Source organism: Streptomyces sp. NPDC003720 (assembly GCF_042875075.1).
Lineage (GTDB): Bacteria > Actinomycetota > Actinomycetes > Streptomycetales > Streptomycetaceae > Streptomyces.
This window is the reverse complement of the sequence record NZ_JBIANZ010000005.1, coordinates 606,910-621,846: the sequence shown is the minus strand read 5'-3', so window position 1 is coordinate 621,846 and position 14,937 is coordinate 606,910. Positions and strand designations below refer to the sequence as shown.

The following is a 14,937-nucleotide window of genomic DNA, read 5'->3' as shown; positions in this document are numbered from 1 at the left end:
GCCCTGGAGGCGGACCGCAAATTCGGGGCGCACGTCTTCGACGCGACCAACGGCGGCGCACTGCTGTGGCAACACCTCTTCTGGTTCTTCGGCCATCCAGAGGTGTACATCATCGCCCTGCCGTTCTTCGGCATCATCTCCGAGGTCATCCCGGTCTTCTCCCGCAAGCCGATGTTCGGCTACATGGGCCTGATCGCCGCGACGATCTCCATCGCCGGCCTGTCCGTGACCGTGTGGGCCCACCACATGTACGTCACCGGCGGTGTGCTGCTGCCGTTCTTCTCCTTCATGACCTTCCTGATCGCGGTCCCGACCGGTGTGAAGTTCTTCAACTGGATCGGCACCATGTGGCGCGGCAGCCTCTCCTTCGAGACGCCCATGCTGTGGGCGGCGGGCTTCCTGGTGACGTTCGTCTTCGGCGGGCTGACCGGAGTCATGCTGGCCTCGCCGCCGCTGGACTTCCCGACCTCCGACACCTACTTCGTCGTCGCCCACTTCCACTACGTGGTCTTCGGCACCGTCGTCTTCGCGATGTTCGCGGGCTTCCACTTCTGGTGGCCGAAGATGACCGGCAAGATGCTGGACGAGCGCCTCGGCAAGATCACCTTCTGGACGCTGTTCACCGGTTTCCACGGCACGTTCCTGGTCCAGCACTGGCTGGGCGTGAACGGGATGCAGCGCCGGATCCCGGACTACCTCGCGGTCGAGGGGCTCACCACGCTCAACACCGTGTCCACCGTCTTCTCCTTCCTGCTCGGCGCGTCGATGCTGCCGTTCCTCTACAACGTGTGGAGGACGGCGAAGTACGGCGAGCCGGTCGGCGTGGACGACCCGTGGGGCTACGGCCGCTCGCTGGAGTGGGCGACGTCCTGCCCGCCGCCGCGGCACAACTTCGCCGCCCTGCCGCGGATCCGCAGCGAGTCCCCGGCGTTCGACCTGCACCATCCGCGTGTTCCGGCGCGGGAACGGGAGGTGACCGCGCGGTGAGCGCCGACGACGGCCGGACGCTGGTCCGGCAGATCGAGGGCCATCTGCTGCTCGCCGCCGCACGCGAGGAGGGCCGTGCGGCGGCGGCCCGGCTGGCCGCCCGGCTGGGCTGGCTCACCGACACCCAGCGCGACGATCTGGAGCGACAGTTCGAGGCGGAGTACCTGACGCTGTCCCGCGCCTCCTGGCGGCGCACCGCGGAGCGCGCCGAGGAACTGCGGCTGGCCTACGAGAGCCGGTACCGGGCGCTGCGCCTGCGGCTGGCGGCCTGGTGCGTCCTGGGTTGCGCCCTCGTGGCGGCGACGGGGCTGCTGGTCCTGGCGGCCGGCTGACCCGCGCCCGGCGGCGCCCGCATCCGCGGTGGTGGACAGGTGTGCGGCGGGCCGGGCGGGGGAACCTGGTTCGTCCGGGTTCGGGTGGGTGAGAGGAGCAGCCCCTGTGACAGCATCGGCGTCCGCGGCGGACGACCGGGATCCGGGCGCCCGGGACGCGGGCGCCCAGGAGGCCGGGTACGAGCCGGACCCGCGCCGCTGGCGGGCCCTGTGGGTCACGCTCGTGGCCGGCTTCATGAGCCTGCTGGACGTGACGATCGTGGCCGTCGCCCTGCCCACCATCCAGCGCGACCTGCACGCCTCCGCCGCGCAGGTGCAGTGGGTCGTCTCCGGATACGCCCTCACCTTCGCCCTCGCGCTGGTCACCGCCGGGCGGCTCGGCGACGCCCTGGACCGGCGGCGCATCTTCCTGCTGGCCCTCAGCGGTTTCGTGGTCTTCAGCGCGGCCTGCGGAGCGGCCCCCGACATCACGCTGCTGGTGGCGGCCCGCCTGGCCCAGGGCCTGGCGGCGGGTTTCATGGCCCCCCAGAACTCCGCGCTCATCCAGCAGCTCTTCCGGGGCGCCGAACGCGGCCGTGCCTTCGGGCTGTTCGGTTCGATCGTCGGCATCTCCTCGGCCGTGGGCCCGATCACCGGGGGTGTCATCCTCGCCCTCGCCTCCGGCGCCCAGGGCTGGCGGTGGATCTTCTACGTCAACCTCCCCATCGGCATCCTCGCCGTGCTGCTCGGCCGGCGCCTGCTGCCCCGTACCCGGCGGACCGGCCGGGGGCACGTGGACGTGCCGGGCGTCCTGCTGCTGGGGCTGGGCGTGCTCTGCCTCATGTATCCGCTGGTGCAGGCGGAATCGGGCGGCATCGGGGAGCTGTGGTGGCTGTTCCCGGCCGGAGCCGCGGTCCTCGCCGTGTTCACGCGGTGGCAGCGGCGCCTGATCGCCCGCGGCACGCAGCCGCTGCTCGACCCGCGCCTGTTCACCACCGTGCGCGGCTACGCCGTCGGGGCCGGCGTCGGCACGCTGTACTTCATCGGGTTCAGCGGCGTCTGGCTGGTCTTCGCCCTCTTCTACCAGCACGGCCTCGGCTTCTCCCCGCTGCGGTCGGGCCTGGCCGTGACCCCGTTCGCCGTCGGCTCGGCGATCAGCTCCGTGGTCGCCGGCCGGCTGGTGGAGCGGTTCGGCCGGCTGCTCACGGTGTGCGGTCTCACCGGCGTCCTCCTCGGCCTCGGCGGCACCGCGCTGCTGCTGCGCCACGGGCCCGCGGACAGCGCCGCCTGGCTCGCCGCTCCGCTGCTGTTCCTGGGCGGCGTCGGCGGCGGCTTCGTCGTCTCCCCCAACATCACCATGACCCTGCGGGACGTTCCGGTGCGGATGGCGGGCGCGGCCGGCGGCGCGCTGCAGACGGGGCAGCGGCTCGGCGCGGCGGTGGGCACCGCCGCCCTGCCCGGGCTCTTCTACCTGGTGCTCGGCAGGAGCCACGACTTCCGCGGCGCCCTCTTCGCCGCGCTGGGCGCCGCCCTCGTCGGCATGGCGGCCTCGCTGGCCCTCGCGACGGCCGACTGGCGGCGCGACCGGCGGGTACGCGGGCCGCGCCGCAAGTGCCCCGACGAGGTCGCCAACAGCCCCGTGAACGCCCGGCAGACCTGAGCGCCGTACCCCGCCCGGGACCGCTCAGGCGGGCGGCCGCGCACGCCGGACCAGTCGCCGCACCTGCTCCAGCGGCCGCACCACGCAGCGGGCCAGGAGCAGGGAGGGGCTGATGAGGGTGGAGCCGACCTCGTGCCCGTCCTTGACGCAGGAGTACGGCGAGCTGTGCACGCGCACGTCGCCGCCCACGGCGGTGATCTGCCGCGCCAGCGCCGCCTTCGGCGCGCAGACGGCGACCGGCCCCACGACGTCGTCCGTCGGCCGCCCGTCGCGCACCCGGCGGGCCCACAGCGCTTCGAGGATGAGGTGTTCGCGCACGGAGAAGCCGCCGACGGCGGTGCCGAGGAGCCAGCCGTCGCCGACCCGTTCGAGCAGTTCCGCCCGGGTGTGCGGCCCCGGCTCCACGTCGAGCACGCTGCAGCGGGGTGCGACCGCGCCCCGGGCGCCGCGGCCGTGTCCGGTGCTGCTGCCCCCGCTCAGGGCCCGGGTCGCCCGGGAGGTGAGCAGCGCGCTCCAGCGGCCGTCGCGGACCAGCGTGACCGTCCGGGGCGCGGTGTCCTCGTCGTCCCGGAGGTAGCTGCCCGCGTACGGACGGGCCGTCGGGCGGTCGCGTACCGTCAGCGGGGCCGGGGTCCACGTGTCGCCGAGGGACCGGCCGAGGGCCTGCCGCTGGGCCAGGTAGTTGTCGGCCTCGCTGGTGTGGCCGAAGCACTCGTGCACCAGGATTCCGGCCGCCGGGGGCGTGAGCAGCGCCGGGCCGGACAACGGGCCGGTCAGCGGACGGCGCCGGGCCAGCAGCGCGCGGTCGTCGAGCAGCCGGGCCACGCCGCCGTCCAGTTCGGCCGCCACGTAGGCGCTGTCGTGGGCGGCGACGCCCCACTGCGGGACGTGGCCGTGCCGGGCCGGGCCGAGGCGGATGCGCACCCGGCACAGCCCGCCGTGTTCGTCGTGGTCGACGTGCGCCCCCGGTCCGAGCCGGGCGCGGGCCCGTGTCAGCGCCGCGCCGACGACGTCCTCGCCGGGGCCGGCCGGGACGGCGGGCGGGCCGTGGGGCCGCCCGTCAGCCACGGTCGAGCCGGTCGATCGCGCTCCGGCACCCCGCGAGCAGCCGGGCGCCGTGCTCGGTCGGCTGGGCGACCTCGAGCAGGTTCTTCTCGGCGACGCGCAGCTGATCGGTCTTCAGCGCGACGTAGCGCTGGATGCGGGCCCGTTCGACCGGGTCGCGCTCGACCGCCAGATGGCGGCCGGCCACGTGGACGTCGTTGATGAAGGAGAGGATGCCGTGCACGATGTGCCCGAGGGGCCGCTCCGCGTCGACGAACGGCGAGTGGTGCCGCGCCTCGGGATTGCGGACCACCGCCACGCAGTCGAGGATGCCGCTGAAGCGCTGGTGGGTGGCCTCGTGGACCAGGGTCTGGGCGAGCATGTGGGCGGGTCGTTCGCTGGTCAGGACCAGACCCCGCAGGCCGTGGATGCTGAAGTTCAGGGGCCGCAGCCCGCGGTGGCCGCCCAGTGCCGCGAACGCCTGGATGTCGATCGCCGCCATCTCCAGGCCCTCGGGCCACACGGCCGCCAGCGCGTCGGCTCCCCGCTGCACGGTCGCGGCGAACTCCCGCGCCCGCTCAGCGGTGAGGTCGAGCGGCTCCTCGTCGCCCTCGCGGGCCCAGCCGAAGAGCTGGGCGGCGCGGCCTCCGGCGGCGGTGGTGACGACCGGTGCCATGGGACGCCGGGCCCCGAGGCCGACGTGGGCCGCCGCGCCCGGCCGCTCGGGCTCCAGGCACCGGCCGAGCTGGGTGAGCAGGACCGCGGGGTCGGCGCCGGTCCCGGTGCTGCGCCAGATCCAGCCGGTCATGTCCGGTCGCAGTGCCCGGTCCAGGGCCTCGTCGACGTCCCAGGCGTCCAGCAGTTCCAGGGCGCGGGCGAGCTCGGGCGCGTCGGGGCGGTCCTCGCGCAGCGCCCTGACCGCGCGCAGGAGCCGGACGAGGTACTGCCGGGCCACGACGCGGCGCACCTGTTCGCCGGCGGCGACGGCGGCGGCGTCCTCCGCGAGGACGATCAGCGACAGATCGGGCAGTCCCGCCGCCGACCTGTCCGCCGCGAGTTCCTTCAGCCTCATGCGTCCCCCTGTCCCGCCGGTTCCGTGTGCCGCTCCGGCGCTTCCTGCGCTTCCGGCGCCGGGCGCGTGATGGTGCGCAGGGCCCGTACGAGCGCCGCCTCGAGCCGCTCGGGGTCGGCCCCGTCGAGGGGAAGCGGCTCCCACCAGGCGTCCTGCGCGGCCAGTGCGCGCAGCAGCGGCTTGAGGTGGACGCCCAGCGCGCTGCGCGCGTTGTAGGAGAAGGACACGCTGACCGAGCCCTCGTCGGCGCCGTCCGGGTCCTCGACCCCCTCGTGGGGTGCGAACAGCGGCAGGTACAGCACGTCACCGGGGTGCAGCAGCACCTCCCAGGGCCGCTGCGGGAGCCGGCCCGAGGGCACGAACCCCTTGGTCTCCAGCATGCGTCGGCGCTGCCGGTCGCGGCTGGTGTGCTCGGGCAGCCCGACGCGCCAGCTCTTGGAGCCCTGCTGCTGCACGACGAAGTTGTCGCTGTGGTCGAAGTGGCAGCCGATCCCGGCGCCGCCGCCGCGGGTGACGGACAGATCGGCCGTGCACTCGTCCCAGCCGAAGAGACCGGCCAGCTTCTCGCAGGCGGCAGCCAGTTGGGGCATGGTGTGCTGCGCCTGGTTCACGAAGAGCACGGTTCCGTCGGGGCGCCGGTGCACGCCCGCCGCTGAGGTGTCCGCGTCCAGGCGTGCCTCGAGTGCCGTGACGTCGGACCAGGTCAGCGCCGGTGCGAGAAACTGCGGTCCACAGCCGCGCAGGACGACGGGCCGGCGGCGCCAGTGCTCGCGGCGGAACCGGTCGAGGTCGAGCTGGTCCGTCTCGTCCGGCCGGCGGGTGTCCGTCCGTTCGGTCCGGTGAGTGTTCATCGCAGCCCCCATGCGCGCACGCGCTCCTCCAGTGAGGCCCGCACCCGCGGTGCGAGCGCGTCGAGGCGCCCGTCGAGGAAGGCGGTCAGGGCCTCGTACAGCGGGCGGCGGGCGGTGCCGATGACGCAACGGCCGCCTCCCGCCAGGAACATGGTCGGTTCCAGCCGCCACGCCCCGGGCGCCTCGTCGTAGGCGCGGAACCCGCACAGGACACCGCCGTGGAAGGCCGTGTGGGCGAGGGTGACGTCGAAGGTGGCGTGGGCTCCGGTGGCGACCGCGCGGACGACGGCCGCTGCGGCCTCGTGATGGACCAGCGGCTCCAGTTCGCCGCGCGGGTCGAGCTCCGGTGGCCGGCCTGCCATGAAGCGGTGGAAGCACTCGGGCAGCGTCGTGCCGCGGCCGTACGGGGAGAATGGGACGTCGCGGAACCGCTGGAAGGACGGCGAGGCGATGAACCGCTCCGCCACCTGGTTGACCGCCACCCCGCGCCGCTCCCGCAGCTCGTCCAGGGTGCGGGGGAACGCCCCCTTGAGGCCGGGCCCGGTGCCGGTGCCGCCGGAGACCACCTCGGAGCGTATGTTCCGTCCCACCAGGGCCAGTTCGTGCAGGTCCACCCGGCCGAAGGCGTCCACCAGGTCGGCGTCGAGGCCGAGCCGGCGGCCGGCCGGGCCGTCGGCGGTGAACGCCTCGCGGAACTCCCTGTCGTACAGCAGCCGGTCGAGGACCTTCAGGATCCGCTCGTGCCGCGTGGGCGGACCGAGGACGGGGGCCGGGGTCTCATGCGGCACGGGCGCCGCCCTCCTTCCAGGACCGCACGAGGGCGAACAGCCTCTCCGCGTTGGGCCGCGACTTCGGGACGAGCTGTCCGTCGGCGGTGAACTTGGGGTCCTCGTAGGTGACGCCGGTCAGGTTCGGCATCTGCGGCAGCAGGTGTTCCAGCAGGGCCAGTTGCTCGTCGAGCAGCACCCCGTGGTGCAGGTCGCGGAAGCGCCCGTCGACGATCTGGCAGCCCGACAGGTGCACCTCGTGGCAGCGGTCGAGCGGCAGCGCGTCCAGGCCCTCGAACATCCGCGGTCCGGTGCGCCCGGTCAGCCACTGGTAGGCGAGGATGTGCCCGATGTCGATGGTGGCCAGGGCGCCGGTCTCCCGGATCACGGTGTCGTAGAAGGTGAACGCGTCCAGGTCGCCGACGAGGAAGCTGCCGCCCTCGGTGAAGCCGGGGAACTCCACCGACAGGGGCGCCCGCAGCCGCTCCACCCAGTCGGCGACGCCGGCCACGCAGTGTTTCAGGCCCTCCTCGGTGAGGACGGGCGGCATGGGGTAGGGCAGGCTGCGGCCCGCCAGGGACCAGATGCCGAGGTCCTCGACGACCCAGCGGAATCCGTAGCGTTCGACGAGGGCGTTGGTGAAGTCCGCGATCTCGGCGCGCCGGTAGCGCTCGGGGCTCCCGGTGTTGAGCATGGTGTGGTGGAAGGCGCGGGGCCGCTCGGCGCCGAACAGCTCGAACAGGCGGTCGTACGCCGGGAAGTAGCGCTCGGGGGCGAGGGGGCCGTAGTCGATGGGCTGGAAGGCGACGAACATGTAGTCGTAGCCGGGGGCGTTGTGTCTCAGGAAGGCGGCCACCTGGTCGGTGGGCCGGCCGGAGCCGGTCTTCTCGAAGCCGATCCGCTCTCCCCAGACCAGGTCCATGCCCAGCCCCAGTCCGAGCTTCTCCATCACACGCTCCTCCCTCCGAGGGCATCGGACGCCGCGGGCGCCCGGCGGGCGCCGGCTGCGGTGGGGTCCGGCCCGTCGGGCTCCAGCAGGCGTTTGTCGAGCATCCGGTGCAGCCAGTGCCGTCCGTCCCTGTCCTCCGGCTGGAAGCGGCCGTCCGGGGTGGGCGTCAGGCCGGCGGGCACGGCGGCCATCCGCGGCCAGGCGACGTCGGCCAGGAACCAGCGGCCGCCCACCCGTCGCAGGGCGACGGCGAACCGCGGCCGGGCCGCCGTGGTCCGGTCGCCGGACGCGGCCGGACGTCCGTCCGGGTGCTGCGGCAGGTCGGGGCGGCCGGCGCGTTCGGCGTCGGGTACGGCCTCGACGGTCATCCGCAGCAGCCGGTCGCGGGCCTCGTCGGTCGCGGCGCCCGCCAGGACCGCGCCGCCGACGCGTCCGGCGGCGAAGGCCAGTCCGTCGTTGGTGACGAGCGGATCGTCGTCCTCGCGCGGCCGGTCGGCCCACAGGTGGCTGCCGGGTTCGGCAACGAGCAACTGCAGGGTGTCCAGGCCCATGTCGGCGGGGTGGCGCCGGATGACGCCGACCGTGTCGTGGTGGCCCTCGACGGCCCGGGGGTGGTCGTAGCCGTCCATGAAGGAGAGGTTGGTGACGATGCCCGCGCCGGTCAGGTTGAGCACGGCCCGCTCTGCGTGGGCCGCGTCCTGTCCCTTCCGCAGGGAGTCGAGTATGTCCTGGTCGGCCGTCTCGAAGCCGGTCGAGATCTGCACGCAGCCGGCCTCGCGAAGCCGGCGGCAGAAACCGGGGTCGGCCAGTTCCGGCTCCAGGCGGGCCCGGACCCGGAAGGTCAGGTCCGCTCCGCCGCGACGCACGGCCTCCATGACGCGCAACAGGTGCCGCAGGCCGGTGTTCTCGTCGGCCACGGCCACATCGGTGATGCCGAGCCGGCGGGCGAGCCCGACGAGGTGCCGGGCGGCGGTGCCGGGGTCGATCTGCTGGAAGGCCCGGGCGTCGCGGTAACGGTTGCCGTACGAGCAGAACGTGCACCGTCCCCAGTAGCAGCCCACGGTCAGGCGGTACGGGAACTGGTGGGCCTGGTTGCTGTAGTCCGCGAAGTCGAACTGCCCGAAGTCGGGCGCGGGTTGGTCGTTGAGGACGAAGCCGTCGCGCAGGCCGTCCGCGTGCCGTTCCGGCACCTCATGGGTGCGGGCCGGGCCGGTCCCGAGGACGTCGGTCAGGAAGTCCTCGCCGTGGCCCGCGCACCAGTGGTCCACCGAGCCGGCCGCCGCGGTCCGGCGGCGCAGGGCGGCGGCCCACATCTGCACGGTCGGTCCGCCGAGGGCGATCCGGACGTCCGGCCGGCGCCGTTTGACGGAGGTGGTCAGGGCGAGGGTGGGGACCACCTGGCTGAAGAACGGGACGGTGAAGGCCAGGAGGCGGGGCCGGTGTTCGGCGAGCAGCGCTTCGAGGCGGTCGGCGCACCAGCGGGCGGACCAGGAGCCGAGGGACGCCTCCACCAGCTCGTCGATCCGCCCCAGCCGGGGTGTCCCGGGGAGGATCCAGCCGTCCCGGCCGGCCTGCCGCAGGACGTAGCGGCCGGTCGCGGTGATGGCCGTCTCCTGGTCGAATCCGGCGGAGCGGTCCCGGGCGGTGCGCAGCAGCAGGTCGCCGTGGGCGGCCCGGTATTCCTCGCTGACGCCCCGGTAGATGGCGGCGGCGGTCGGCGCGTCGTCGGCCGCGCCGTCCTCGGGGGCCGTCGGGCGGCGCAGGAGCACCTCGTCGCGGTACTCCAGGTTGAGGTCGACGGCGCGCACTCGGTGCCCCTGGGCGGTCCAGGCCGCGGTGAGCTGGGGCAGGGCGAGGTAGGGGAACTGCACGGCCTCGCTGACCGGTGGCATCACCAGGAGCACGTCGATCACGGCCGGTCCGTCTCCGGCCCGGCGGCGGCGCCGGGCCCGGTCAGGCGGGCCAGCCGCCGCAGTTGCCGCCCGGCCGCCTCCGCCGTGTCCGGGTCGCCCTGGGCGCGGGCGAGAACGCGCAGCGTCTTCCACACCCCTTCGCGCAACGGCAGTTCGGCGGCGAGGGCGCGGAACTCGTCCAGGGCGGCGCCGGCGCCGTCCAGGCGCAGGGTGGCCCGCGCGCCCATGACGCGGGCGTGTGCGCCGAGGGTGTCCTGGGGGTCGATGGCCGCCGCCTCGCGCAGGTACGAGCGGGCGGCGCGGTGGTCGCCGAGGGCGAAGTGGGCGGCGCCGACGCGGTAGGCGAGCCAACTGGAGCGGTAGCCGTGCGCGGCGGCCCGCTCGAAGCACTTCTCCGCCGTCTCCAGGCTCGCCGCCGTGTGCGCCAGGCCGCGCAGGGCGATGACGATACCCGCTTCCGGTCCGTCGCCGTCCGCCTCGGGTCCGGACGGTCCGGCGCCCTGGTGGACGCGCAGCATCAGGTCCTCCGGCCACGGCGTGGCGGGCAGGTACGAGGACCGGCGCGCGCGCAGCCCGAGCCGGGCGGCGACGTCCGCGCCCACGGTGCGGTACTCGGACGGCAGGAAACCCGACCGGGTGGACCAGGTCATCGCGGTCAGTTCGCCTCCGCAGGCGCCGACCAGGCGGGCCAGTTCGTCCGTGCCGTGCTCGGACCTGCCGTGCTCGTCGACCAGCCAGTCCAGGTCGATGTCCGTCACGACGTCCGTGCGCACGTGCCGGTCGAGGTGGTCGATGAGGAGGTCGGGGGGTACGACGGCGAGCCGGACCCCGCACAGGGTGACCGCGAGGCAGCAGCGCTCCGCCCGCGGGTCGGCCGGAGCGCCGGCGGTGCCGATCAGCGAGACGGCGTCCAGCGCGTGCCGCACCCAGCCGTCGGAGGAACGCCAACTGGGCACCCACACCAGGTCGGTGAGGCCGGCCGTGATCGCGGCGGCGGACCAGAAGTCGTCAAGGCCGAAGGCGCCGGGCACTCCGCGGACCGGCAGCCGGCGCACCAGCGGGGCCGGGGAGCCGCCCTCCTCGGCGGCGGCGCGCAGCGCCTCGGCGCCGCCCGGGGCCAGGGGCTTGAGGTCGAGGTGGCGGTCGAAGCAGACGACCGTGCGGCCGCCGTAGGGGCGGCCGGACCACAGGGCCGCGACCTCGCCGTGCTCCTCGAAGAGATCAACGTGTGCCGGCATCCGGTGACCGTTCCATGAGAGGTGTTCCCGGCGCCGGGACGGTGTCCGAGGGCCCCGCGGACGCGAACCGGCGGACGTCCGGCCGTACGGCCACGGCGGCGGTGGAGACGAGCACGAGCGCGCCGCCCCACAGCATGATCGAGCGGGCGTCGGCGAAGCGGAGCAGTCCGGCGCCCAGCAGCTGCCCGAGCGGCAGGGAGGCGAAGGAGAAGAAGAAGTCCGCCGAGAAAGCGCGGCCGTGCAGCTCCTCGGGCACGTCCCGGCGCAGTCCGGTCATCTTGACGACGTCGAAGGCCTGCTGTCCGACACCGCCCGCGAAGAAGGCGGCGGCGAGCAGCAGGACGGAACCGGTCATGACGGGCGCCAGCACGGTCACGCCGAACAGGGCGAGCAGGGCGAGGGCGTACAGGCCGCGGCGCCGGCCGCCGATCCGGCCGCCGACGAGGGCGCCGACGGCGTTGCCGACGGCGAAGGCGCCCAGGACGAATCCGTACACGGTGGCGCTGTGACCGCGCTCGATCAGGAAGACGGGCAGGGCGACCATCCAGGGGCCGACGGCGAACACCACGTGCACGACGGCGAGGAGCTGCACATGGCGCAGCCACGGGATGCGCCACAGCACGGCGAGGCCCTGGAGGGCGGTGCGCAGGAGCGAGGGTTCGGCGTCATCCGCGTCGTCGCTCCGCGGGCCGCCCGCCGGGCCGTCCGGTTCGGGCCCGGCCTTCCCGGGCGCCGGTTCCGCCGCGCGGGCGCCGGACCGGGAGCGGGTCCCGATGTGCGCGCCCGCGTAGCGGGTGGCGGCGGCGGAGACCCCGAAGGCGAACGCGGCGAGCACGGCGCCCGTGGGCGCGCCGAGCGCGCCGACGACGGCGGCGGCGAGGGTGGGGCCGACCATGCCGGCGCTGTTGCGCATGCCTTCCAGCAGGCCGTAGGCGGCGGTGACCTCGGTGTCCTCCTCGCCGGCGGCGTCGCGGGCCGCGCGGTGCGGGAGGACCTTGGGCGCGACGACGAGCAGCGCGGGCTCGCTGACCGCCTCGCACAGTCCGATCAGTACGGCGACGGCGAGGACGACGGGGTCCAGTCCGCCGTCCCAGACCACGGCGAGTGCGACGAGAGCGGCCACGCGGGCGGAGTCCGCGACGACGGCCGCGCGGACCGGGTCGAACCGGTCCAGGAGGGCTCCGCTGAACAGCACCACCGCGCCGAGCGCGACGAAGCGCGCGGCGAAGACCGCGCCGATGGTCTCGGCGGGCGTGCCCGCCTTCGCGGCCGCCACCACCACGATGATGGGAAAGAACGCGTCACCGAGAAGGGAGACCATCTGCCCGAAACAAAGGCCGGCGAAACGCCGGTGCCGCAACAGCCGTACATAAATCGCCACAGCGGGCCGTGTGACCTTTCTCGACGAGAACCTGGGGTACCGTGCTCGAATTATCGGCCGGACGACGACAACGGGCGGACGGGCCGGAAAACCGGGCCGCCCACCCGTTTTCATGTCTGGTCCGGGCCGGCCTTAGCTGCGGAACCGGAACGCGTGGAACGCCACGCTGTCGTCCAGGTCCTCGGCCTCCAGGACCTCCAGAGAGTCGAGGTCCTCGATCTCCTCGAGGATCTTCTGGTCGGTGTTCGACTCGCCCATTGCGTCTCCCTCGGAAATAGGGCACCACAGGCCCAACCCCGCAGCGCTTGCAATTGATCCTAAGGGACGCCCTCACCCGCCCAAAGAAGGCATGGGGAGTTTGACCGAAAAGCACGCCGGCGGGCCGGGCTCCGCTTTTCGATCAGCGCCATGAGTCGGGAAATCGCGGGAAAATAAACGGAGTCGGCCATTCCTTCGTACGCGCGGTGGCTCGTTCCGGTCGCATTCGGCACTTTCGCCCGCGGAAACTTTTTCCCCGCGGCCCGAAAGGGTGACTTCGCTCCTTCACGGCCGGGGGGTTCCGGCCGTGACGGGACGTCTCAGCCGGTGGTGAGCACCATCCGGAAGCGGGCCCGGCCGGCCAGCATCTTCCGGTAGGCCTCGTCCGCCTGCTCCAGCGGCACGGACTCCGTCATCGGGCGGATGCCGTGCAGGGCACTGAACGCCATGGTGTCCTCGACGTCCTTCGCGGTGCCGGAGGGGTGACCGCGCACGACACGGCCGCTCATCAGCAACTGGACCGGGCTGATGCCCAGGGGCTCGGTGTCCGCCCCGATGACCACCAGCTCGCCGCGGGGCGCCAGGCCGTCCACGGTGGCCGTGATGGCATCGGAGTGCCCGGCGGTGGCGAGCACGACCTTGGCTCCGCCGAGGGACTGCAGGGCCTCGGCGACCGGGGTGCCGGAGGTGCTGTCGACATAGTGGTGGGCGCCGAGCCGCTTGGCGAAGTCGGCCTTCTCGGCGCCGCGGGCGATCCCCACGGTCTCGAAGCCCATGGCGACCGCGTACTGCACCCCGAGGTGTCCCAGGCCGCCGAGTCCGAGCACCGCGACCAGGTCGCCCGGCCTGGCCGAGCTGCGCCGCAGCCCGTTGAACGTGGTGACGCCGGCGCAGGCCATGGGCCCGGCGTCGCCCGCCGCCAGACCCTCGGGGATGCGGGCCAGGGCGTCGACGGGTACGAGCACCTTGTCGCCGAAGCCGCCGTCGTACGCCCAGCCCGGGACCTTCAGGTTCGGGCACACGACGAAATCGCCCTCGCGGCAGGGCGCGCAGTGGCCGCAGCTGCCGCCGAACCAGCCGACGGCCACCCGGTCACCGGCGCGCCATCCGCGGTCCTGGGCCCCCTCGCCCAGCTCCTCGATCCGCCCGGCGATCTCGTGCCCGGGCACCTCGGGGAACGACACGCCCGGCAGTCCGCCGCTCACGAAGAGGGCGTCGCTGTGGCAGATCCCGCACGCCTCCACGGCGACCAGGACCTGCCCGGGCCCGGGCCGGGGCACCTCTCGCTCGGCCAGTTCGAACGTGCCGTCCGGGGCGGTCACCTGCGCGACTCGATAGGTACTCATCTGCATCTCCGGAGAACGGGTACGACGGCCCCCCGCTCCAGCACACCAGCTCCACCCGAATGCCGCGCGCCGAACCCCCGGCCCGGATGCCGCCACCCGGCCGGCCCACCGCCCCGCCAAGCCCGGGTCCGGCCCCGGCGAGTCCCGCCGTCTGCCGCACGGTCCGCCGAACCGGACCCCGCCGGCCGCCGACCCGCCGAACCCCGTCTCACCAGCGCCCGGCTTGCCCGGCCCGGGCCGGGCACGTCTCGTCGTCGACAGGGCCGGACGGGGCGCTGTGACCGCACTCGGCCAGGCCGGAGCCCCCGTCGACAAGGGGTGGGGCCGGAAGCCCCCGCAGCCGCGACCGACGCTCGCGCCCCCTCCCCCCCTCACCCCTCTCCGGCCCGCCACCCCTCCGGGCGGAGGATGCCCAGGAGCTGGCGGACGAGTTCGTCCACGACGTCGTCCAGGGTCGCGTCCACCCAGCCGCTGCTCCAGTCGTGCAGCAGGCCGTTGACGCTGCCGATGAAGGCGGTGGCCGCGAGGCGGTAGTCGCGTACCGCCGCCTCCCCGCGGGCCGCCGCCGCGTCGGCCTCCGCGCGGATCAGGTCGACCCAGCGGGCGCGGCGGGCGAGCCGCTGCTCCTCCAGCCGGGCGCTGACACCGATGATCTCCACGAAGGCGATGCGGATGCGGCGCGGGTCGCTGGTGACGTCGCGGGCGTAGGCGCGGAACAGCACGGCGACCCGCTCGGCCAGCGGCAGCCCCTCCGCCGCCGCGAGCGCGTCCAGCACGGCCCGTTCCGCGAGGCCGTTGACCTCCAGGTGCAGCGCGGCGAGGACGTCCTCGAGGGTGCGGAACTCCTCGTAGAACTGGCGGGTGGACAGGCCCGCGGCCTGGCTCAGGGCGGCCACCGTGGTCGCCCGGTAGCCGGGGTCGCCGCCGAACAGCCGCAGCGCGGCGTCCAGGAAGCGGCGGCGCCGCTCGGCCTGCCGCTCCTCGGCGGACCTGCCGCCGTAGCGGCCCGTCGGCGCCCTGAGCCTGCCCGTCAACCCTGCCCCCCTGCCGCCCCGACCGCTGCCACCACTCCCCCAATCTTGTCGTGCACACATCTTGTCGAGAAGGCCGCCTCTTCCTTACTTTTCAGTAAGTTCACAGTGAAAGCGCCCGTGTTCAGA

At 74.1% G+C, this 14,937-nt stretch carries 14 protein-coding genes; 3 read left to right on the top strand and 11 right to left on the bottom strand.

Features of this window, described 5'->3' with window-relative positions; all coding sequences use genetic code 11:
- The 3 genes from ACFYU0_RS17425 to ACFYU0_RS17415 all read left to right on the top strand — a co-directional run.
- The coding region (locus ACFYU0_RS17425) for a cbb3-type cytochrome c oxidase subunit I (protein WP_389301888.1) at window positions 1-987 on the top strand (987 nt) is incomplete at its 5' end.
- Window positions 984-1,319: a hypothetical protein gene (locus ACFYU0_RS17420; protein ID WP_351673568.1), complete on the top strand. Its 336-nt coding sequence runs from the start codon at window positions 984-986 to the stop codon at window positions 1,317-1,319. The genes ACFYU0_RS17425 and ACFYU0_RS17420, both read left to right, overlap by 4 nt.
- A gap of 106 nt (window positions 1,320-1,425) precedes the next feature.
- Complete coding sequence (locus tag ACFYU0_RS17415) at window positions 1,426-2,958, top strand: MFS transporter (RefSeq protein ID WP_389301884.1); 1,533 nt, start codon at window positions 1,426-1,428, stop codon at window positions 2,956-2,958.
- A 24-nt stretch (window positions 2,959-2,982) separates the two neighbouring features.
- Here ACFYU0_RS17415 and ACFYU0_RS17410 read toward each other — a convergent pair whose 3' ends face one another.
- The 11 genes from ACFYU0_RS17410 to ACFYU0_RS17360 all read right to left on the bottom strand — a co-directional run bounded on the left by ACFYU0_RS17410 (window position 2,983) and on the right by ACFYU0_RS17360 (window position 14,811).
- Entirely contained in the window at window positions 2,983-4,026 is a 1,044-nt protein-coding gene (locus tag ACFYU0_RS17410) for a metallopeptidase TldD-related protein (protein ID WP_389301883.1), read from the bottom strand.
- A complete protein-coding gene (locus tag ACFYU0_RS17405; protein WP_389301880.1) occupies window positions 4,019-5,074 on the bottom strand; it encodes an aKG-HExxH-type peptide beta-hydroxylase in 1,056 nt (351 codons plus the stop codon). The genes ACFYU0_RS17410 and ACFYU0_RS17405 overlap by 8 nt, the downstream gene beginning before the upstream one ends.
- A complete protein-coding gene (locus tag ACFYU0_RS17400; RefSeq protein ID WP_389301878.1) occupies window positions 5,071-5,925 on the bottom strand; it encodes a JmjC domain-containing protein in 855 nt (284 codons plus the stop codon). The genes ACFYU0_RS17405 and ACFYU0_RS17400 overlap by 4 nt, the downstream gene beginning before the upstream one ends.
- Complete coding sequence (locus ACFYU0_RS17395; protein WP_351673558.1) at window positions 5,922-6,713, bottom strand: hypothetical protein; 792 nt, start codon at window positions 6,711-6,713, stop codon at window positions 5,922-5,924. The genes ACFYU0_RS17400 and ACFYU0_RS17395 overlap by 4 nt, the downstream gene beginning before the upstream one ends.
- Window positions 6,703-7,641, bottom strand: a complete 939-nt coding sequence (locus tag ACFYU0_RS17390; RefSeq protein ID WP_389301874.1) for a DUF692 family multinuclear iron-containing protein — start codon at window positions 7,639-7,641, stop codon at window positions 6,703-6,705. The genes ACFYU0_RS17395 and ACFYU0_RS17390 overlap by 11 nt, the downstream gene beginning before the upstream one ends.
- Window positions 7,641-9,554 carry a B12-binding domain-containing radical SAM protein gene (locus ACFYU0_RS17385; protein ID WP_389301871.1) on the bottom strand — a complete coding sequence of 638 codons (1,914 nt, stop codon included), beginning with the start codon at window positions 9,552-9,554 and terminating at the stop codon, window positions 7,641-7,643. The genes ACFYU0_RS17390 and ACFYU0_RS17385 overlap by 1 nt, the downstream gene beginning before the upstream one ends.
- Window positions 9,551-10,792 carry a tetratricopeptide repeat protein gene (locus ACFYU0_RS17380; protein ID WP_389301869.1) on the bottom strand — a complete coding sequence of 414 codons (1,242 nt, stop codon included), beginning with the start codon at window positions 10,790-10,792 and terminating at the stop codon, window positions 9,551-9,553. The genes ACFYU0_RS17385 and ACFYU0_RS17380 overlap by 4 nt, the downstream gene beginning before the upstream one ends.
- Complete coding sequence (locus tag ACFYU0_RS17375) at window positions 10,776-12,287, bottom strand: MFS transporter (protein ID WP_389301866.1); 1,512 nt, start codon at window positions 12,285-12,287, stop codon at window positions 10,776-10,778. Before ACFYU0_RS17375 ends, ACFYU0_RS17380 begins: the two co-directional genes overlap by 17 nt.
- 18 nt (window positions 12,288-12,305) lie before the next feature.
- The gene (locus ACFYU0_RS17370) at window positions 12,306-12,431 is read right to left on the bottom strand and encodes a hypothetical protein (RefSeq protein ID WP_351673548.1); all 126 of its coding nucleotides are present in this window, start codon (window positions 12,429-12,431) and stop codon (window positions 12,306-12,308) included.
- Between the two features lie 320 nt (window positions 12,432-12,751).
- Window positions 12,752-13,777 (bottom strand): alcohol dehydrogenase, encoded by a 1,026-nt coding sequence (locus ACFYU0_RS17365; RefSeq protein WP_351673546.1) that lies wholly within the window; start codon window positions 13,775-13,777, stop codon window positions 12,752-12,754.
- Window positions 13,778-14,148: 371 nt separating this feature from the next.
- The gene (locus ACFYU0_RS17360) at window positions 14,149-14,811 is read right to left on the bottom strand and encodes a TetR/AcrR family transcriptional regulator (protein WP_389301863.1); all 663 of its coding nucleotides are present in this window, start codon (window positions 14,809-14,811) and stop codon (window positions 14,149-14,151) included.
- Window positions 14,812-14,937: the final 126 nt, after the last annotated feature.

Coding starts and splice junctions, on each gene's coding strand:
- ACFYU0_RS17405 (WP_389301880.1), bottom strand. CDS start 5,074: ATGAGGCTGAAGGAACTCGCGGCGGACAGGTCGGCGGCGGGACTGCCC.
- ACFYU0_RS17400 (WP_389301878.1), bottom strand. CDS start 5,925: ATGAACACTCACCGGACCGAACGGACGGACACCCGCCGGCCGGACGAG.
- ACFYU0_RS17390 (WP_389301874.1), bottom strand. CDS start 7,641: ATGGAGAAGCTCGGACTGGGGCTGGGCATGGACCTGGTCTGGGGAGAG.
- ACFYU0_RS17380 (WP_389301869.1), bottom strand. CDS start 10,792: ATGCCGGCACACGTTGATCTCTTCGAGGAGCACGGCGAGGTCGCGGCC.
- ACFYU0_RS17375 (WP_389301866.1), bottom strand. CDS start 12,287: ATGAAAACGGGTGGGCGGCCCGGTTTTCCGGCCCGTCCGCCCGTTGTC.
- ACFYU0_RS17370 (WP_351673548.1), bottom strand. CDS start 12,431: ATGGGCGAGTCGAACACCGACCAGAAGATCCTCGAGGAGATCGAGGAC.
- ACFYU0_RS17365 (WP_351673546.1), bottom strand. CDS start 13,777: ATGAGTACCTATCGAGTCGCGCAGGTGACCGCCCCGGACGGCACGTTC.